The sequence below is a fragment of the Burkholderia sp. YHN3-13 genome (genome assembly GCF_055810675.1).
Genome location: NZ_JBVVNQ010000013.1, coordinates 159,396 through 177,011 on the forward strand (window position 1 = coordinate 159,396; position 17,616 = coordinate 177,011).

Below are 17,616 nucleotides of genomic sequence, written 5' to 3' on the forward strand. Positions count from 1 at the left end.
CTTGCAGGGCCGACAGTCGGCCAAACGGCCAGCAGCGGCCGGCGGCGGCCGTGCGCGGGTCATACTGGCGGCCCGACGACCCGCGGCTTGCCGGCGGGCGCCCCCCGCGCCAGGACCGGTGTTACCGGGCAGCTATAATCGCGGGACTGTTTTCCGGTGTGCCTATGCAATCCACGACTCCTACGTCCCCGCCTCCCGCCCCGGAGCCGAAGAAGAAGCGGCCCTGGTGGCAAAAAGTCCTGCTCGGCTTCGCCGCGATGTGCGTGGCCGCCGTCGTGGCCGGCGGCCTCGTGCTCGGCTATGCCCTCGTCATCGCCTGGCCCAACATGCCGTCGCTCGACGCGCTGACGGACTATCGCCCGAAGGTGCCGCTGCGCATCTATACGTCCGATCACGTGCTGATCGGCGAATTCGGCGAGGAGCGCCGCGACGTCGTGCATTTCAAGGACGTGCCCGACTCGCTGAAGAAGGCGATCCTCGCGATCGAGGACGCGCGCTTCTACGATCACGGCGGCGTCGACCTCACCGGCATCATCCGCGCCGGCTTCGTCGCGCTGACGAACGGCCACGCGTCGCAGGGCGCGAGCACGATCACGATGCAGGTCGCCCGCAACTTCTTCCTGTCGAGCGAGAAGACCTACACGCGCAAGATCTACGAGATGCTGCTCGCGTACCGGATCGAGCGCGCGCTGACGAAGGATCAGATTCTCGAGGTCTACATGAATCAGATCTATCTCGGCCAGCGCGCGTACGGCTTCGCGAGCGCCGCGCGGGTCTATTTCGGCAAGGACCTGAAGGACATCAGCCTCGCGGAAGCCGCGATGCTGGCGGGGCTGCCGAAGGCGCCGTCCGCGTACAACCCGGTCGTCAATCCGAAACGCGCGAAGGTGCGCCAGGAATACATCCTGCAGCGGATGCTCGAGCTGAACTTCATCACGCGCGAGCAGTACGACGAAGCCGTCGCGCAACCGCTCGTCGTCAAGGGCCCGGGACGCGATTTCAGCGTGCACGCCGAGTACGTCGCGGAAATGGTCAGACAGATGATGTACGCGCAGTACCGCGAGGAAACCTACACACGCGGCTTCAACGTCGTCACGACGATCGATTCCGCGGACCAGCAGGTCGCGTACACCGCGCTGCGCAAGGGCATCATGGATTACGAGCGCCGCCACGGCTATCGCGGGCCGGAAGGCTTCATCGAGCTGCCCGCCGGTGCCGACGACCGCGAACAGGCGATCGACGACGCGCTGCTCGAACATCCCGACAACGGCGAGCTGATTGCCGCGGTCGTCACGGCCGCGAGCCCGCGCCAGATCACGGTGGCATTCATCGACGGCAGCACGGCGACGGTCGAGGGCGACAACCTGCGCTTCGCGTCGGGCGCGCTGTCGGCCAACGCGCAGCCGAACCGCCGCATCCGCCCCGGCGCGATAGTGCGCGTCGTGAAGAACGACACCGGCAAGTGGTCGATCACGCAATTGCCGCAGGTCGAAGGCGCGTTCCTGTCAATCGTCCCGCAGGACGGCGCGATCCGCTCGCTCGTCGGCGGCTTCGACTACAACAAGAACAAGTTCAACCACGTCACGCAGGCGTGGCGGCAACCGGGTTCGTCGTTCAAGCCGTTCATCTACTCGGCGTCCCTCGACAAGGGCCTCGGGCCGGCCACCGTGATCAACGACGGCCCGCTGTATTTCAGTGCCGCGGAAACGGGCGGCCAGCCGTGGGAGCCGAAGAACTACGGCGGCGGCTTCGAAGGCCCGATGTCGATGCGCACCGCGCTGCAGCGCTCGCGCAACCTCGTGTCGATCCGGATCCTGAACCACATCGGCACGAAGTACGCGCAGCAGTACATCACGCGCTTCGGCTTCGACGCCGAGCGCCATCCGGCCTACCTGCCGATGGCACTCGGCGCCGGCCAGGTCACGCCGCTGCAGATGGCCGGCGCGTACTCGGTGTTCGCGAACGGCGGCTACCGCGTCAATCCTTACCTGATCGCCGAAGTCACCGATCCGAACGGCGCGATCGTCGCCCGCGCGCAACCGCTCGTCGCCGAGCAGAACGCGCCGCGCGCGATCGACGCGCGCAACGCGTACGTGATGAACAGCCTGCTGCAGAGCGTCGCGCAGCGCGGCACGGGCGCACGGACCAACATCCTGAAGCGCACCGACCTCGCGGGCAAGACCGGCACGACGAACGATTCGCACGACGCGTGGTTCGCCGGCTACCAGCACACGCTCGCCGCGATCGCGTGGATCGGCTACGACAACCCGCGCAGCCTCGGCGATCGCGAAACGGGCGGCGGCCTGTCGCTGCCGGTCTGGATCGACTACATGGGCGCGGCGCTGAAGGGCGTGCCCGAGTTCAAGCCGACGATGCCCGACGGTGTCGAATCGCTCGGCAGCGAGCTGTACTTCACCGAATTCACGCCGGGTCACGGCTTCGTGTCGACGGTCGGCGTACCGCAGGCACCGGCCGCGCAGGGCGTCGACGAAGCGGTCCCGCACGTCGACGAACAGGAAAAGCAGGACATCATGAACCTGTTCCGCGGCCACTGACACACGGCCCGGACATGAAAAAAGCGCCCCGCGGGGCGCTTTTTCTTTGGCGGCAACGCTCGGGCTCCGGCGCCCCGGCACGTCACAGGCTGAACGTGATCGGCAAGCCGGCCTGCTGGGTCGCGTATTCGGAGAGCGCCGAGAAGAACTCGGTGCCCGTGCGCGTATCGCGCCATTGACCGTCGACGAAACGGTAGTGGAATCCGCCCGCCTTCGCGGCGATCCACACTTCCTTCATCGGCGGCTGCAGGTTGACGATGATCTTCGAGCCGTTCTCGAACGTCAGCGTCAGGACGCTGCCGTTACGCTCCAGATCGATGTCGTGGTCGCCGTCGTTCGCGGCGTCGACAGTACGCTCGACGGCCATCAGCACGGCCTCGGCACGGGTCAGGTATTCGGTATCGGACATGCTAAACTCTATCGGTTCAATTGTTCAGGGACGATCATGCGAGTCGTTTTCCGGATGAGCGCGATTGTAGCGGCTTTGGCGATTCTTGCCGGCTGCGGTCAAAGCGGCGCGCTCTATCTGCCCACCGTGCCTCCGATGCCCAAGCCGCTCCAGCAGCAGGATACGCCGCCGTCGGACGTGAAACCGACCGATGAAAACGCGTCGTCCGACGACACACCCGACACGTCGGGCTCGCCGCTCACGCTGTCGCCCGAGCTGTCGAGCGGCGCATCGACCATGCCCGCGCCGGCATCGAGCCCGGCCGCCGCGAAGTAACGACGCGAGGCCGCACGCGCGGCCGGCGAAACGAGGCGATGACTTCCAGTCATCGCCTTTTGTTTTTCCAGGCCGCGCCGTCACGCACGCACGCGCCGCCATCCCCATGCGATCAGCCGCCAGCCGAGCAGCACGGCGACGATGGCCGCATAGAGCTTCGGCTGCGCGAGATTGTGCTTGCCGGCCCGCATCCACCAGAAGTGCAGCACGCCGAACAGCGCGATCGCGTAGATCGTGCGATGCAGCGTCGCCCAGTGGCGGCCGAGCCGGCGCACCATCGCGCGCGTCGATGTCGCGGCGAGCGGGATCAGCAGCACGAACGCGGCAAAGCCGACCGTGATGAACGGACGCTTGCCGACGTCCTTCAGGATCGCGACGACGTCGAACCACTTGTCGAACCACAGGTAGGTCGTGAAGTGCAGCGTCGCGTAGAAGAACGCGAACAGCCCGATCATCCGGCGAAAACGCAGCAGCGCGGCGAACCCCGTCATGCGCCGCAGCGGCGTGACGGCGAGCGTGATGCACAACAAGACGAGCGTCCAGAGGCCCGTCGAACGCGTGATGAATTCGATCGGATTCGCGCCGAGCCGGTCGGTCAGCCCGAACAGCACGAGACGCGCGAGCGGATAGAGGCCGGCCGCGAACACCAGCACCTTGGCCGGCACGAGCCAGCGCGGCGCGGCGGGTCGGACCGCACCGTTTCGCGCCGCGCGCGCGGCCGGCCCGGCGCCCGCGGCACGCGCGGGCGTGAGCGTCGGAGGAGGCATGTCGTTTCTCACGGTCGCGTTCAGAAGTTCTTCTTCAGGTCCATGCCCTGATACATCGACGCGACGAGATCGCCGTAGCCGTTGAACATCAGCGTCTTGCGCTTCGGCGTGAAGAAGCCGTCCTCGCCGATGCGCCGCTCGGTCGCCTGGCTCCAGCGCGGATGATCGACGTTCGGATTCACGTTCGAATAAAAGCCGTACTCGTTCGACGCGTAGGTGTTCCAGCTCGTCTTCGGCTGCTTGTCGACGAAGCGGATCTTCACGAGCGACTTCGCGCTCTTGAAGCCGTACTTCCAAGGCACGACGATCCGCACCGGCGCGCCGTTCTGGTTCGGCAGCACCTGCCCGTAGACGCCCATCGTCAGCAGCGTCAGCGGGTTCATCGCCTCGTCCATCCGCAGCCCTTCCGAATACGGCCAGTCGAGGACGGGCGTCGACAGACCGGGCATCTGCGACGGATCGGCCAGCGTGATGAACTGCACGTATTTCGCGTTGCCGGTCGGCTGCACGCGCTTGATCAGCTCGGACAGCGGCACACCGATCCACGGAATCACCATCGACCATCCCTCGACGCAGCGCAGCCGGTACACGCGCTCCTCGAGCGGCGCGAGCTTCATCAGTTCGTCGAGATCGAACACCTTCGGGTGCAGCACCTCGCCCTCGACGCTCACACGCCACGGGCGCGGCCGCAACGTGCCGGCGTTCTGCGCCGGGTCGCTCTTGTCGGTGCCGAACTCGTAGAAGTTGTTGTAGGACGTGATGTCCTTGAACGGCGTCACCTTGTCGGCGGCGACGAACTTCGGATTCGTTTTTGCCGCGAGCTTCGTCGCCCGCGCGTCGGGCGACGCATACGCGGCGAATGCCGCGCCGCTGCCGCCGAGCAGCCCGCCCGCCGCCGCGAGGCCGGCCGCCTGCAATACGCGCCGCCGGTTCTCGAATACCGCGCGCGGCGTGACCTCGCTGGACGAAATATCACCGCCGGTCAGTACGTTCCGCAAAGGGCGTTTGATCCACATCGTGCTGTTCCTCCTGCATGCGCGGCGCGCATGCTTCATGAGCGTTCGACCCGGCCCGTCGTGCGCCGTTCGACGCCCGGTTCGCCCGCCCGTTACAAAACAAAACCGCCGGGCACGCAGTGCACCGGCGGTTCGATAGTCGGACGAGCGGCGGAAATCTTACAACTTGCCGTAGCTGTGCAGCCCCGACAGGAACATGTTGACGCCGAGGAACGCAAACGTCGTGACCAGCAGGCCGGTGAGCGCCCACCATGCAGCGACCGCGCCGCGCAGGCCCTTCATCAGCCGCATGTGCAGCCACGCCGCGTAGTTCAGCCATACGATCAGCGCCCAGGTTTCCTTCGGGTCCCAGCTCCAGTAGCCGCCCCATGCCTCGGCTGCCCACAGCGCACCGAGGATCGTCGCGATCGTGAAGAACGCGAAACCGACCGCGATCGACTTGTACATCACGTCGTCGAGCACTTCGAGCGTCGGCAGGCGATCGGCGAGCACGCCGCGCTCCTTCATCAGGTACGCGACCGACACCATCGCCGACAGCGCGAAGCTGCCGTAGCCGATGAAGTTCGCCGGCACGTGGATCTTCATCCACCAGCTCTGCAGCGCCGGCACGAGCGGCTGGATCTGCTGCGCATCGCGCGCGACCGAGTACCACATCAGGAAGCCGACCGCCGCGCTGATCACCAGCAGCACGAACGCGCCGAGCGAACGCGTGCCGTAGTGGCCTTCGTAATACAGGTACAGCAATGCGGTAATCAGGCTGAACAGCACGAACACTTCATAGAGGTTCGAAACCGGGATGTGGCCGACGTCCGAGCCGATCAGGTAGGACTCGTACCAGCGCACCATCAGCCCCGTGAAGCCCATCAGCACGGCGACCCACGTGAGCTTCTGGCCGATCGCGGCACCCGTTTCCGAGCGCGCGAGCAGGCCGATCCAGTAGAAGATCGTCGCGAGCACGAACAGCGCGCTCATCCACAGGATCGCCGACTGGCTCGACAGGAAGTACTTGAGGAAGAACGCCGAATCGGCGCGCGCGAGATCGCCCTGGTAGATCTGGATCGACAGCAGCGACAGCACGGCGATCGACGCCATCATCAGCCGCGCGGGCTTCCAGCGCCAGCCGAGCGCGACGAGCGCCGGCACGGTGCCGATCATCACCGCCTTGTCGTAGTAATCCATGTGCGCGTTGTAGTGCACGAGCGCATAGCCCGCGCCCGCCACGAGCGCCAGAGCGAACAGCCAGTCGAACAGCGACAGGCGCGCGAGGAAAGGACGGTCGTCGAACAGCGGCGACGAAACCGGCGCCTGGGCCGACGCCGCACGGGAAGAGGAAACTTGCGTGAGATCCATGATGTTACCGGGTGGAATTCTCGGAATCGGAACCGCCGCCGGCAGGCGGGCGGGCCGTCGATGCCGCACCGGCGGGCGCGGCGTCGCGAGGTGCGGCGCGCAAGGCGACGCCGGCCGCGTCGCGCGTCTGCACGAATTCTTTCTCGAAATCGAAGGTCTTGCGGGCCGTGGACATCGCCATCACCACATCGACGCCCGAACCGGCGTCCTTCAGCCAGAACCAGAGGCGCCGCTCGCGCACGTAGAACATCGAGAAGATGCCGGCGACCAGCAGCAGGCTGCCAAGATACACCAGATTCTTGCCGGGTGCGCGCGTCAACTGAAATACCGAAGCTTGCACCTGCTTGAATGAGTCAAGCTGCAAATAGACCGGCGATCCATACAAAAAGCTGTCGGATAGCGCATTGATCGCGTTCTGCACGAAGCGGATCGTCTCGGTGCCCTGCTGGGCGGCGGGCTCGCCGGCACGCTCGCGCGCGATCTGCCAGACCTCCCACATCGAGCCTTCGAGCATCCGCAGCAGCAGGCTCGCCGCCTTCTCCTGCTCGGCCTTCGGCACCGAGCGGTCGATGAACGTCGCCACCGCCTGGAAGCCGCCGACCGGCTGGCCGTCGGCACCGCGGCCGACGCTGTCGTCGCTTGCAGCAAAAAGGGTCAGCACCTTCGATGCGCTGTCCTGCAGGCGGCCGCGCAGCGATGCGTCGGTGCCCGGCAGCGAACGCTGCGCGAAGCGCGCGGCGGCCTCGGCGCGCACGGCCGGATCCTCCAGCGCGGCGCGCAGGCGCATCCATTCGCCGATCGAATCCTGGCTGTCGGCCGGGATCCGCATGTAGCGGAACGGATCGTTCGGGCTCGCGCGCACGCCGGCGAGGAACACGCGCTCGCCGTTCATGTCGACGGGCAGCATGTAGTTGTTGAATTCGCGCGCCTGGCCGTCCTTGCCGCGGATCTTGTACTGCACCGACGGGCCGATGTTGTGGAGCTGCGTCGGCTTCGACGTCTTCGCGCCCGAGCCGAGCCGCTCGTCGAACACTTCCTTCAGCGAGCTCGTCGTCGCGACGCCGCGCACGTCCGGCTTGCCGTTCGCGTCGGCCATGTTCTCGACGTTGATCGCGCGGAAATCGGAGAACTCGATCGTGTCGCCGTCGGCGCCGGGCACCTGCAGCGGCGCCGAACTGCCGATCGTGCCCTTCACGGGGAGGGTCGTCGCGCTGCCGCCCGTCATCGGGTAGGCCGTCATCTGCATCTGCGAGCCGCCGTCCTGGAAGCTCGACTGGTAGATCGACACGCCCTTGTACGTGAACGGCTTGTTGACCTCGACGCGCGCCGGGATCTTCTGGCCGGTCTCGCGATCGATCACGACGATGTCGCTCGCGAACAGCTTCGGCATGCCCGTCGTGTAGTAGTCGACGATGAACTTGTTCAGCTGGATCGAGAACGGCAGATCCTGGATCAGCGAGCCGCTCGGCTGGTTCAGGATCGCGGTCGACACGAACTGGCCCTCGGGTACCCACGCGTAGCCGCGGAACGTCGGGTTCGACGCGGACAGCCGATGGTCGGGCGAGATCTCGCTGATCGTCGCGCTCGTGTTGACCGGGCTCTTGCCGAACATCCACATCTGGAATTTGATCGGCAGGTTGCTGTCGAGCAGGCCGCCGATACAGATCACGACGATCGCGAGGTGGGCGGAGATGTAGCCCCACTTGGTCATCGCGCCGCGCTTCGCGGAGATCAGCGTCGCGCCGTCGTTTTCACGCACGACGTGCTTGTAGCCGGCCTTGGTGACAAACGTGGCGAGCGTCGCCGCGACGCTCGCGCGCGTGCCGGAAGCCGAGTACTCGGCCTTGTGGTGGAACGCGCGCAGGCTGCCTTCGCGGACCTTGTCCTTCCAGCTCTTCGCATCGGCGAGCATCTTCGGCGCGTTGCGGATCACGCACAGCGAGATCGACACGACGAGGAAGATCAGGATCAGCATGAACCACCACGCGCTGTACACGTTGTACAGGCCGAGCGAGCGGAAGATGTCCGCCCAGAACGGCCCGAACTGGTTCACGTAGTTCGGATACGGATCATCCTGGGTCAGGACCGTCCCGATGATGCTCGCGATCGACAGCACCACCAGCAGCGCGATCGCGAAGCGCATCGAGCTCAGCAACTCGACCGCGCGCCTCGACGCACCCTGACCCGACTTCGACTGCAACCCCGACGTGGTAACGCTCATTCAAACTCCAACTGACAACAAAAAAGGGCAAGGCGGCCGCACTGGCGCGGCGCCCCACCCTTTTCTTGTTCTGGCTCCGGCCGCCCTGCGGGCGACCGGTCATTCGGTTCGCGACCGGCCGGTCAACGCAGGCCCGCGATGTAATCCGCGACGGCCTTGATCTCGTTGTCCGACAGGCGCGTGGCGATCTGATGCATCGCCTCGTTGTTGTTGCGCGCGCCGGCACCCTGCTGGAACGCGGTCAACTGCGCGACCGTGTAATCGGCCCACTGCCCCGACAGACGCGGATACTGGACCGGCATCCCCTGCCCCGTCGGCCCGTGACAGCTCGCGCAGGCAGGGACGCCCTTCTCCGCGATGCCGCCGCGATAGATCTTCTGGCCGACCGGCACGGTCGCCGCGTCGCGTGCGGTACCGAGCTTCGTCGTCTGCGACCCGTAGTACGCGGCGACGTTGCGCATGTCGTCCGCGCTCAACGCGCTCGCGAATCCGACCATCACCGCGTTGTTGCGCGCCGGCCCCTTCGCGCCCGGCTGCGTCTTGAAGTCGTTCAGCTGCTTGACCAGATATTCGGGATGCTGGCCGGCCAGCTTCGGGAAACTGGCCGACGCGCTATTGCCGTCGGCGCCGTGACACGACGCGCAGACCTGCCCGGCAATCGCCTTGCCGCGGTCGAGATCCGGCTTTGCCGCATCCGCCGCGTTTGCCTCCGCTACGAAACCTACGAACCCTGCTGCAACCTGAAGCACCATCAGAGACTTGCACAGTCGATTCATTCGCACACCCTGTTTCGTCTTGTGGGAATTTGAGGTTCTGCAAAAAACGACGGCGACCAGTCTACCGCAGAAGCCACATAAAAGCGCGAGGCAGGCGCCGGGTGGCCTTCGGTAAAACCGCCGTATTGTACAATATCGCGTTGAAAGCTCCCGCGCCTATCGGGGCTACCCCGCCTCCACCAAGCGGCTCGCGCCGCCCGTCCTTCCGGTTCCCATGGCCTTTCTGCTCCATCAAGCCCGCTTCTACACGACCGTCAACCATCTGCGCGACCTGCCGCCGACGGTCCAGCCGGAAATCGCGTTCGCGGGCCGCTCGAATGCCGGCAAGTCGACGGCGATCAACGTGCTGTGCAACCAGAAGCGGCTGGCCTTCGCGTCGAAGACGCCCGGCCGCACGCAGCATATCAACTACTTCTCCGTCGGCCCGGCCGCCGAGCCCGTCGCGAACCTCGTCGACCTGCCCGGCTACGGCTATGCGGAAGTGCCCGGCGCCGCCAAGGCGCACTGGGAGATGCTGCTGTCGTCCTACCTCGCGACGCGTTCGCAGCTCTGCGGCCTGATCCTGATGATGGATTCGCGCCGTCCGCTGACCGACCTCGATCGCCGCATGATCGAGTGGTTCACGCCGACCGGCAAGCCGATCCACACGCTGCTGACCAAGTGCGACAAATTGACGCGCCAGGAAAGCATCAACGCGCTGCGGACCACGCAAAAGGGGCTCGATGCATATCGCGACCAGGGCGTCCAGGGCAAGCTGACGGTCCAGCTGTTCTCCGCGCTGAAGCGCACGGGGCTCGACGAGGCACATGAGCTGATCGAGAGCTGGGTGCGGCCGTCCGTCGCCGACGAAAAAGGCGAGCCTGTAGCACAATGATCGGGCAACGCGCGGCCGGGATCGGCGGCGCGCACCTGATGGCGCCTGCGGATTCGGCCGGCTCATAAAAAAACCCGCCGTTGGACGGCGGGTCAAACAGCCTAATCGAAAAACGACAGGCACCCGCTCAGGGAGGAGAAGCGGGGAGCTGCACGCGACGCGTGCCGCTCGATCGCTATCATATACCAACGCTCTCAAAAATCACCTAAGGGTTCCGTAAGGTCCTTACCGCCCTGATTTCTGCCAAATCGCCATGAGCTTCCATCCGCTTCATCGTCCGCGCCGGATGCGCCGCGACGACTTCTCCCGCCGCCTGATGCGCGAAAACCGCCTGACCACCGACGACCTGATCTACCCGGTGTTCGTCGTCGAAGGCACCAACGAACGGCAGCCGGTGCCGTCGATGCCCGGCGTCGAGCGCGTGTCGGTCGATCTGCTGATGCACGTCGCCGAGCAATGCGTCGAACTCGGCGTGCCCGTGCTGTCGCTGTTCCCGGCCATCGAGCCGTCGGTGAAGACGCCCGACGGCCGCGAGGCAGCCAATCCGGAAGGCCTGATTCCGCGCGCGGTGCGCGAGCTGAAGAAACGCTTCCCCGAGCTCGGCGTGCTGACCGACGTCGCGCTCGACCCGTACACCAGCCACGGCCAGGACGGCGTGCTCGACGAGAACGGCTACGTGATCAACGACGACACGATCGAGATCCTGATCGATCAGGCGCGCGCGCAGGCTGAAGCCGGCGTCGACATCGTCGCGCCGTCGGACATGATGGACGGCCGCATCGGCGCGATCCGCGAAATGCTGGAAAGCGACGGCCACATCCACACGCGGATCATGGCCTATTCGGCCAAGTTCGCGTCGGCGTTCTACGGTCCGTTCCGCGATGCGGTCGGCTCGGCATCCAACCTGGGCAAGGGCAACAAGATGACCTACCAGATGGATCCGGCGAACAGCGACGAAGCGCTGCGCGAAGTGCGCCTCGACATCGACGAAGGCGCCGACATGGTGATGGTCAAGCCCGGCATGCCGTATCTCGACATCGTGCGCCGCGTGAAGGACGAGTTCCGCTTCCCGACCTACGTGTACCAGGTGAGCGGCGAATACGCGATGCTGAAGGCGGCCGCGATGAACGGCTGGCTCGACCACGACAAGGTCGTGCTCGAATCGCTGCTCGCGTTCAAGCGCGCCGGCGCCGACGGCGTGCTCACGTACTTCGCGCTCGACGCCGCGCGCCTGCTGAAAGCGCAGCACTGATCGCGCGCCGGCAGGCCCAACGAAAAACGGCGGGACACTTCGGTGTTCCGCCGTTTTTTGTTTACCGACGATCGAGGCCGATGCCGCGTCGAACGCCCTCGTTCGCTACACCGTCGGGACGGCGGCGCGGTCGAGGCTGCGCAGGAACGTCTCGGCCGCCTGATAACCGACCACGCGCCCGATCTCGTTGCCGCCGCGATCGAAGAAGATGATGCCCGGCGGCCCGAACAGGTTGAAGCGCTTGAGCAGCGCCTGGTCGTCCGGATTGTTCGCGGTGACGTCCGCGCGCACGAGATGGAGCTGTGCGAGACGCGCCTGCACGCGAGCGTCGGTAAACGTCAGATGCTCCATCTCCTTGCAGCTCACGCACCAGTCCGCGTAGAAGTCGAGCATCACGGGCTTGCCAGACGTCTTCAGCAGCGCGTCGAGTTCGCCACTGGAGCGCACCGACGCAAACGCGGGGCCGTCCTGCGCGGCGGCCGCGCCGGCAGCCGCAGCGCCGCCGGACGCCGCCGTGCGTGCCGCCAGCACGGCCAGCGGCTTCACGGGATCCGTCGAGCCGGCCGCCAGGCCGACGAGCAGCGTCGCGGCCCAGATCGCGAGCGCGGCGCCAAGGCCCCTGCCGAGGCGGCGCCAGATCGACGCGGCGCCGGCATTCGGCGTGAACAGGCCGAGCGCCGCGGCCGCGACCAGCAGCCACAACGCGGCGAGCACCATCTTCAGGCCGCCTGCCAGCACCGGCCACACGATCCACAGCGCGGCCGCGAGCAGCACGATGCCGAAGAACACCTTCACGCCGTCCATCCACGCGCCTGCGCGCGGCAGCACCGTCCCGGCACCGACGCCGACGACCAGCAGCGGCACGCCGAGCCCCAGCCCCATCGCGAACAGCGCCGCCCCGCCGAGCAGTGCATTGCCGGTGTGCGCAATGAAGGCGAGCACGGCGAACAGCGGCGCCGTCATGCAGGCGCCGACGACCAGCGCCGACAACGCGCCCATCGCCGCGACCGCGACGAAGTGGCCGCCCTGTCGCGCGCTCGAGGCTTCGGCCGCGCCGTTCTGCCAGCGTGCGGGCAACGCAATGTCCTTGCCCGAGATCAGCGATACCGCGAACGCGGTCAGCAGCACGCCGAACGCGCCGAGCACCCACGGGTTCTGCAGCCACGCGCCGAGGCTCTGGCCGACCAGTGCCGCGGCAATGCCGAGCACCGTGTAGACGAGCGCCATGCCGACCACATAGGTCAGCGACAGCGCGAGGCCGCGTGCATGTGTCGCCCGCGTGCCCTGGCCGATGATGATCGCGGACACGATCGGGATCATCGGGTACGAGCAGGGCAGGAGGCTCAGCACGACACCCGCGACGAAATACAGGGCGACGATCGTGAAGAAGCCGTGGCCTTCGAGCAGCGACTGCGCGAAATCGGCGCTCGTGACCTTGTCGAACCAGCTGCCCGCGGCCGCAGCGTCTCCACTGGACGACGACGCGGCGCCGAGCGCCGCACCGCCGACCTTCACGACGTGCTCGGCCGGCGGATAGCAGATCCCTTCGTCCGCACAGCCCTGCGACGTCACCGCGAGGTCGAACGGCCCGGCCGCCTGCTTCACCGGCACGTGGATGACGACTTCGTCGCGATAGGTCTCGACGTTCTTCTGGAACGTCTGGTCGAACTTCACGTGGCCGGCCGGGAATTGCGGCTCGCCAAGCGTCGCCTGTCCGCTCTTCACCGCGAACGCGAACCGCTCGCGGTACAGGTAATAGCCGTTGGCGACCTTGAAGCGGACGTCCACCTGCCCCGGCGACTCGCTCGCGCTGAACTTGAACGCGACCGACGGATCGAGGAAATCGTCGGCCGCGCGCGCGACCGACAGGCCGCCCAGCATGACCGCGAACGACAACAGGACTGCCAGGAACCGCAGCGCGCGCACGCGCACGGAAAGCGCCATACCGTTAAACATGAAATAGACGTTGAGTTTCGCTGGTCACCCACTGGCCATACGCGGCCGACGCCGTCGTTTGCCACGAGACGATTTCGGGCGTCTCGTACGGATGATGCGCGAGAATAAATCGCTCCAGTTCGAGCGCCCGCACGGGGCTCGTCTTGAACAGCAACTGGATCTCGTCGGCCGTTTCGACCTTGCCCTGCCAGTGATAGCGCGACTTGATCGCGCCGAGCTCCGACACGCATGCGGCCAGCCGCGCGTCGAGCGCGCCATCGGACAGCGCTGCAGCCGTCGCCGCATCGGGCACCGTCGTCAGCATCAGCACCACTATCATCCGCGCCCTCCTGGCTGGTCTACCGGCTCCGGCCGGCGCGGATTGCCTGTCCTCGGATCGCGTCGGTTGCCCGTATCGTAGCGCAGCCCGCGCAATGCTGCCGGGGCCGGCCTGCGACAATCGATCGCAGCCGGCAGCTCGAAAACAAAAAGGGCCAAGCAATTGCTCGGCCCTTTTCAGATACTGCGGCGTACCGGAAGCTTACTCGGCTTCTTGCACGTTTTCCGTTTCGTCGACTTCCGGACGGTCGAGCAGTTCGACCAGTGCCATCGGTGCGTTGTCGCCCACGCGGAAGCCGAACTTCAGCACGCGCAGGTAGCCGCCCGGACGGTTCGCGAAACGCGGACCGAGCACGTCGAACAGCTTCGCCACCGAGTCACGATCGCGCAGGCGGTTGAACGCCAAGCGACGGTTTGCCAGCGACGGCTTCTTGCCGAGCGTGATCAGCGGCTCGACGACTTTACGGAGTTCCTTCGCCTTCGGCAGCGTCGTCTTGATGACTTCGTGCTCGATCAGCGAGTTGGACATGTTACGGAGCATAGCCAGACGGTGGCTGCTCGTGCGGTTCAGTTTCCGCAGACCATGACGATGGCGCATTTCAGTTTCCTTGATTCAAAGTTTTGATCCAGCTCTTCTATCGCACCCCGAGGGTGCACGGGCCGGTAGCGAAAAAAAGCAAGATGCGGATTTTAAAGGAAAATCCGCATCTTTGCCAACTACAGCAACAACCGGGCTTACTTGTCGAGACCAGCCGGCGGCCAGTTCTCGAGCTTCATGCCCAGCGTGAGACCGCGCGAAGCGAGCACTTCCTTGATCTCGTTGAGCGACTTGCGACCGAGGTTCGGCGTCTTCAGCAGCTCGTTTTCCGTGCGCTGGATCAGGTCGCCGATGTAGTAGATGTTCTCGGCCTTCAGGCAGTTCGCCGAACGAACCGTCAGCTCGAGATCGTCCACCGGACGCAGCAGGATCGGGTCGATCTGCGGCGCGCGCGACGGTGCTTCGGCTGCCGTTTCCGTGCCTTCCAGCGCCGCGAACACGGACAGCTGGTCGACCAGGATGCGGGCCGATTGACGGATCGCTTCTTCCGGCGTGATCACGCCGCTCGTCTCGATGTTCATCACGAGCTTGTCGAGGTCGGTACGCTGCTCGACACGTGCGCTTTCGACCGCGTAGCTCACGCGGCGAACCGGCGAGAACGATGCGTCGAGGACGATGCGGCCGATAATCTTGGCCGTGTCTTCGCCATAACGACGGACGTTGCCGGGCACATAGCCGCGACCCTTTTCGATCTTGATCTGAACGTCGAGCTTGCCGCCCTTCGACAGGTGCGCAATCACGTGATTCGGGTTGATGACTTCGCAATCGTGGGCCAGTTCGATATCGCCGGCCGTGACAACGCCTTCACCTTCCTTGCGCAGCGTAACCGTCACTTCGTCACGGTTATGCAGCTTGAACACCACGCCCTTCAGGTTCAGCAGCAGGTTGACGACGTCTTCCTGCACACCGTCCAGCGTCGAGTACTCGTGCACCACGCCTGCGATCGTGACTTCGGTCGGCGCGTAGCCAACCATCGACGACAGCAGCACGCGGCGAAGCGCATTGCCCAAGGTATGGCCGTAACCGCGTTCGAACGGTTCCATGACCACCCGCGCGTGGTTCTCGCCCAGCGATTCCACGGCGATGATCTTGGGTTTCAGCAAACTGGTTTGCATGGGTTTTCCTTTTCAATACCCTCGGCTCGTTACACCGATAAGGCTGACCGGTAACAACCAGAAAATAAACAGCCGAGGCCCTTCCTTGCGCAACGCAATCGGGGTACCTCGGCCGTCAATCGGATTAACGCGAATACAATTCGACGATCAGGCTTTCGTTGATGTCGCCTGCGATCTCGGCGCGTTCCGGCATTTGCTTGAACGTGCCTTCGAACTTCTTCGCATCGACTGCAACCCAGCTCGGCATGCCGCCTTGCTCGGCCAGCGACAGCGCTTCGACGATACGCGCTTGCTTCTTCGCCTTTTCGCGGATCGCGACGACGTCACCTGCCTTCACTTGCTGCGACGGGACGTTTGCGACGACGCCGTTCACGGTGATCGACTTGTGGCTCACCAGCTGACGCGCTTCAGCGCGGGTCGAGCCGAAGCCCATGCGATACACGACGTTGTCGAGGCGCGACTCGAGCAGTTGCAGCAGGTTTTCACCCGTGTTGCCCTTGCGGCGGTCGGCTTCAGCGAAGTAGCGGCGGAACTGACGCTCCAGCACGCCGTAGATGCGCTTGACCTTCTGCTTTTCACGCAGCTGCGTACCGTAGTCGGACGTACGTGCGCCCGAGGTACGGCCGTGCTGGCCCGGCTTGCTGTCGAGCTTGCACTTGTCGGCGAGCGAGCGGCGTGCGCTCTTCAGGAACAGGTCGGTGCCTTCACGGCGGGACAGCTTGGCTTTGGGGCCGATATAACGTGCCACTTTGCATTCCTTTATCAATCAGTCACGCGAACCGAAATCCGCGCTAGTCCGCTCCCTTTGGGGCGAACGGTGGGCTTAGTCAATCAAAAAAGCAACGCCCGTCGACGCTGAGCGGCGACAGGCAATGCGCTAGCACGAACGTGCCAGCACATCCTTAGATACGACGACGCTTCGGCGGACGGCAGCCGTTGTGCGGAATCGGGGTGACGTCCGAAATCGCGGTGATCTTGATGCCGAGGCCGTGCAGTGCGCGCACTGCCGACTCGCGACCCGGGCCCGGGCCCTTGATCCGCACTTCCAGATTCTTCACGCCGTATTCCATCGCGACGCGGCCAGCCGACTCGGCTGCGACCTGAGCAGCGAACGGCGTCGATTTGCGCGAGCCCTTGAAGCCCTGACCGCCCGACGTCGCCCATGCCAGAGCGTTGCCTTGGCGATCGGTGATCGTGATGATCGTATTGTTGAACGACGCGTGAACGTGAACCACGCCTTCAGCGACGTTCTTCTTAACCTTCTTGCGAACGCGTTGCGCCGCGGTGTTCGAAGCCTTAGCCATTACGTTTTCCTGTAACTGTCAGTTCCGCTTACTTCTTCAGCGCTTGCGCTGCACGACGCGGACCCTTACGGGTACGTGCGTTCGTACGCGTACGCTGACCGCGCATCGGCAGGCCCTTGCGATGACGGACGCCACGGTAGCAACCGAGGTCCATCAGGCGCTTGATGTTCATCGTCACTTCACGGCGCAGATCGCCTTCGACGACAAACTTGCCCACTTCTTCACGCAGCTTTTCCAGGTCTGCGTCGGTCAGATCCTTGACCTTCTTCGAAAAATCGACGCCAGCTGCCACGCAGATGCTGCGCGAACGGGTGCGGCCGACACCAAAGATAGCCGTCAGGCCGATCTCGGTGTGCTGGTGATTCGGGATGTTAACCCCTGCGATACGAGCCATTGTTTTTCCTCAAACAAAAAGCGCAAACAAACGCGCGGTCAGCCTTGGCGCTGCTTGTGGCGCGGATCCGAGCTGCAGATCACGCGAACGACGCCTTTGCGCTTGATGATCTTGCAATTGCGGCAAATGCGCTTAACCGATGCCATCACTTTCATGATAATACCCTTTTTTCAAATCACTTCGCCCGGAACACGATCCGCGCACGAGACAGATCGTAAGGCGTCAACTCAACCGTCACCTTGTCGCCCGGCAGGATACGGATGTAGTGCATCCGCATCTTCCCGGAAATATGTCCCAATACGACATGGCCGTTTTCCAGCTTCACACGGAAGGTCGCATTCGGGAGGTTTTCAATCACCTCTCCCTGCATCTGGATTACATCGTCTTTGGCCATAG

At 64.9% G+C, this 17,616-nt stretch carries 19 protein-coding genes; 4 read left to right on the top strand and 15 right to left on the bottom strand.

Annotated elements, in window-relative coordinates:
* The first annotated feature begins 164 nt into the window (after positions 1–164).
* Positions 165–2,555: a penicillin-binding protein 1A gene (locus AC0KUR_RS26200; protein ID WP_034189849.1), complete on the top strand. Its 2,391-nt coding sequence runs from the start codon at positions 165–167 to the stop codon at positions 2,553–2,555.
* Between the two features lie 82 nt (positions 2,556–2,637).
* Here the strand turns inward: AC0KUR_RS26200 and cyaY are convergent, their stop codons facing one another.
* Positions 2,638–2,964, bottom strand: coding sequence for an iron donor protein CyaY (gene cyaY, locus AC0KUR_RS26205; RefSeq protein WP_034189850.1), 327 nt, complete (start codon positions 2,962–2,964; stop codon positions 2,638–2,640).
* 36 nt (positions 2,965–3,000) lie between these two features.
* Here cyaY and lptM point away from each other — a divergent pair, with 36 nt between their 5' ends.
* Complete coding sequence (gene lptM, locus AC0KUR_RS26210) at positions 3,001–3,279, top strand: LPS translocon maturation chaperone LptM (RefSeq protein WP_034189851.1); 279 nt, start codon at positions 3,001–3,003, stop codon at positions 3,277–3,279.
* 80 nt (positions 3,280–3,359) lie between these two features.
* Here lptM and msrQ read toward each other — a convergent pair whose 3' ends face one another.
* The 5 genes from msrQ to AC0KUR_RS26235 form a co-directional block, all read right to left on the bottom strand.
* Positions 3,360–4,046: a protein-methionine-sulfoxide reductase heme-binding subunit MsrQ gene (msrQ, locus tag AC0KUR_RS26215; RefSeq protein ID WP_034189852.1), complete on the bottom strand. Its 687-nt coding sequence runs from the start codon at positions 4,044–4,046 to the stop codon at positions 3,360–3,362.
* A 20-nt stretch (positions 4,047–4,066) separates the two neighbouring features.
* Positions 4,067–5,062, bottom strand: a complete 996-nt coding sequence (gene msrP / locus AC0KUR_RS26220; RefSeq protein ID WP_034189863.1) for a protein-methionine-sulfoxide reductase catalytic subunit MsrP — start codon at positions 5,060–5,062, stop codon at positions 4,067–4,069.
* A 159-nt stretch (positions 5,063–5,221) separates the two neighbouring features.
* Positions 5,222–6,412: a c-type cytochrome biogenesis protein CcsB gene (gene ccsB, locus AC0KUR_RS26225; protein ID WP_049035624.1), complete on the bottom strand. Its 1,191-nt coding sequence runs from the start codon at positions 6,410–6,412 to the stop codon at positions 5,222–5,224.
* Between the two features lie 4 nt (positions 6,413–6,416).
* Positions 6,417–8,633, bottom strand: coding sequence for a cytochrome c biogenesis protein ResB (locus AC0KUR_RS26230; protein WP_034189854.1), 2,217 nt, complete (start codon positions 8,631–8,633; stop codon positions 6,417–6,419).
* Positions 8,634–8,755: 122 nt separating this feature from the next.
* The gene (locus AC0KUR_RS26235; RefSeq protein ID WP_034189855.1) at positions 8,756–9,409 is read right to left on the bottom strand and encodes a c-type cytochrome; all 654 of its coding nucleotides are present in this window, start codon (positions 9,407–9,409) and stop codon (positions 8,756–8,758) included.
* Positions 9,410–9,623: 214 nt separating this feature from the next.
* Between AC0KUR_RS26235 and yihA the strand changes: the two genes are divergently transcribed.
* Together yihA and hemB are read left to right on the top strand one after the other, a co-directional pair.
* Positions 9,624–10,283 carry a ribosome biogenesis GTP-binding protein YihA/YsxC gene (gene yihA / locus AC0KUR_RS26240; protein ID WP_034189856.1) on the top strand — a complete coding sequence of 220 codons (660 nt, stop codon included), beginning with the start codon at positions 9,624–9,626 and terminating at the stop codon, positions 10,281–10,283.
* Between the two features lie 253 nt (positions 10,284–10,536).
* A complete protein-coding gene (gene hemB / locus AC0KUR_RS26245; RefSeq protein WP_124609869.1) occupies positions 10,537–11,535 on the top strand; it encodes a porphobilinogen synthase in 999 nt (332 codons plus the stop codon).
* 105 nt (positions 11,536–11,640) lie between these two features.
* On the opposite strand, the gene dsbD is transcribed toward hemB, so the two are convergent.
* The 9 genes from dsbD to infA form a co-directional block, all read right to left on the bottom strand.
* Positions 11,641–13,491, bottom strand: a complete 1,851-nt coding sequence (gene dsbD, locus AC0KUR_RS26250; protein WP_124670929.1) for a protein-disulfide reductase DsbD — start codon at positions 13,489–13,491, stop codon at positions 11,641–11,643.
* A complete protein-coding gene (cutA, locus tag AC0KUR_RS26255) occupies positions 13,484–13,810 on the bottom strand; it encodes a divalent-cation tolerance protein CutA (protein WP_034189858.1) in 327 nt (108 codons plus the stop codon). The genes dsbD and cutA overlap by 8 nt, the downstream gene beginning before the upstream one ends.
* 201 nt (positions 13,811–14,011) lie before the next feature.
* Positions 14,012–14,407, bottom strand: a complete 396-nt coding sequence (gene rplQ, locus AC0KUR_RS26260; protein WP_006477175.1) for a 50S ribosomal protein L17 — start codon at positions 14,405–14,407, stop codon at positions 14,012–14,014.
* A 137-nt stretch (positions 14,408–14,544) separates the two neighbouring features.
* Positions 14,545–15,522, bottom strand: coding sequence for a DNA-directed RNA polymerase subunit alpha (locus AC0KUR_RS26265; RefSeq protein WP_006477176.1), 978 nt, complete (start codon positions 15,520–15,522; stop codon positions 14,545–14,547).
* A 124-nt stretch (positions 15,523–15,646) separates the two neighbouring features.
* Positions 15,647–16,270: a 30S ribosomal protein S4 gene (gene rpsD / locus AC0KUR_RS26270; RefSeq protein WP_006477177.1), complete on the bottom strand. Its 624-nt coding sequence runs from the start codon at positions 16,268–16,270 to the stop codon at positions 15,647–15,649.
* A gap of 154 nt (positions 16,271–16,424) precedes the next feature.
* Positions 16,425–16,826, bottom strand: coding sequence for a 30S ribosomal protein S11 (rpsK, locus tag AC0KUR_RS26275; RefSeq protein WP_004197937.1), 402 nt, complete (start codon positions 16,824–16,826; stop codon positions 16,425–16,427).
* 28 nt (positions 16,827–16,854) lie between these two features.
* The gene (gene rpsM, locus AC0KUR_RS26280) at positions 16,855–17,220 is read right to left on the bottom strand and encodes a 30S ribosomal protein S13 (protein WP_006477178.1); all 366 of its coding nucleotides are present in this window, start codon (positions 17,218–17,220) and stop codon (positions 16,855–16,857) included.
* A gap of 38 nt (positions 17,221–17,258) precedes the next feature.
* Positions 17,259–17,375, bottom strand: coding sequence for a 50S ribosomal protein L36 (rpmJ, locus tag AC0KUR_RS26285; protein WP_004199844.1), 117 nt, complete (start codon positions 17,373–17,375; stop codon positions 17,259–17,261).
* Positions 17,376–17,395: 20 nt separating this feature from the next.
* The gene (gene infA / locus AC0KUR_RS26290) at positions 17,396–17,614 is read right to left on the bottom strand and encodes a translation initiation factor IF-1 (RefSeq protein ID WP_004521905.1); all 219 of its coding nucleotides are present in this window, start codon (positions 17,612–17,614) and stop codon (positions 17,396–17,398) included.
* Between the last annotated feature and the right edge of the window lie 2 nt (positions 17,615–17,616).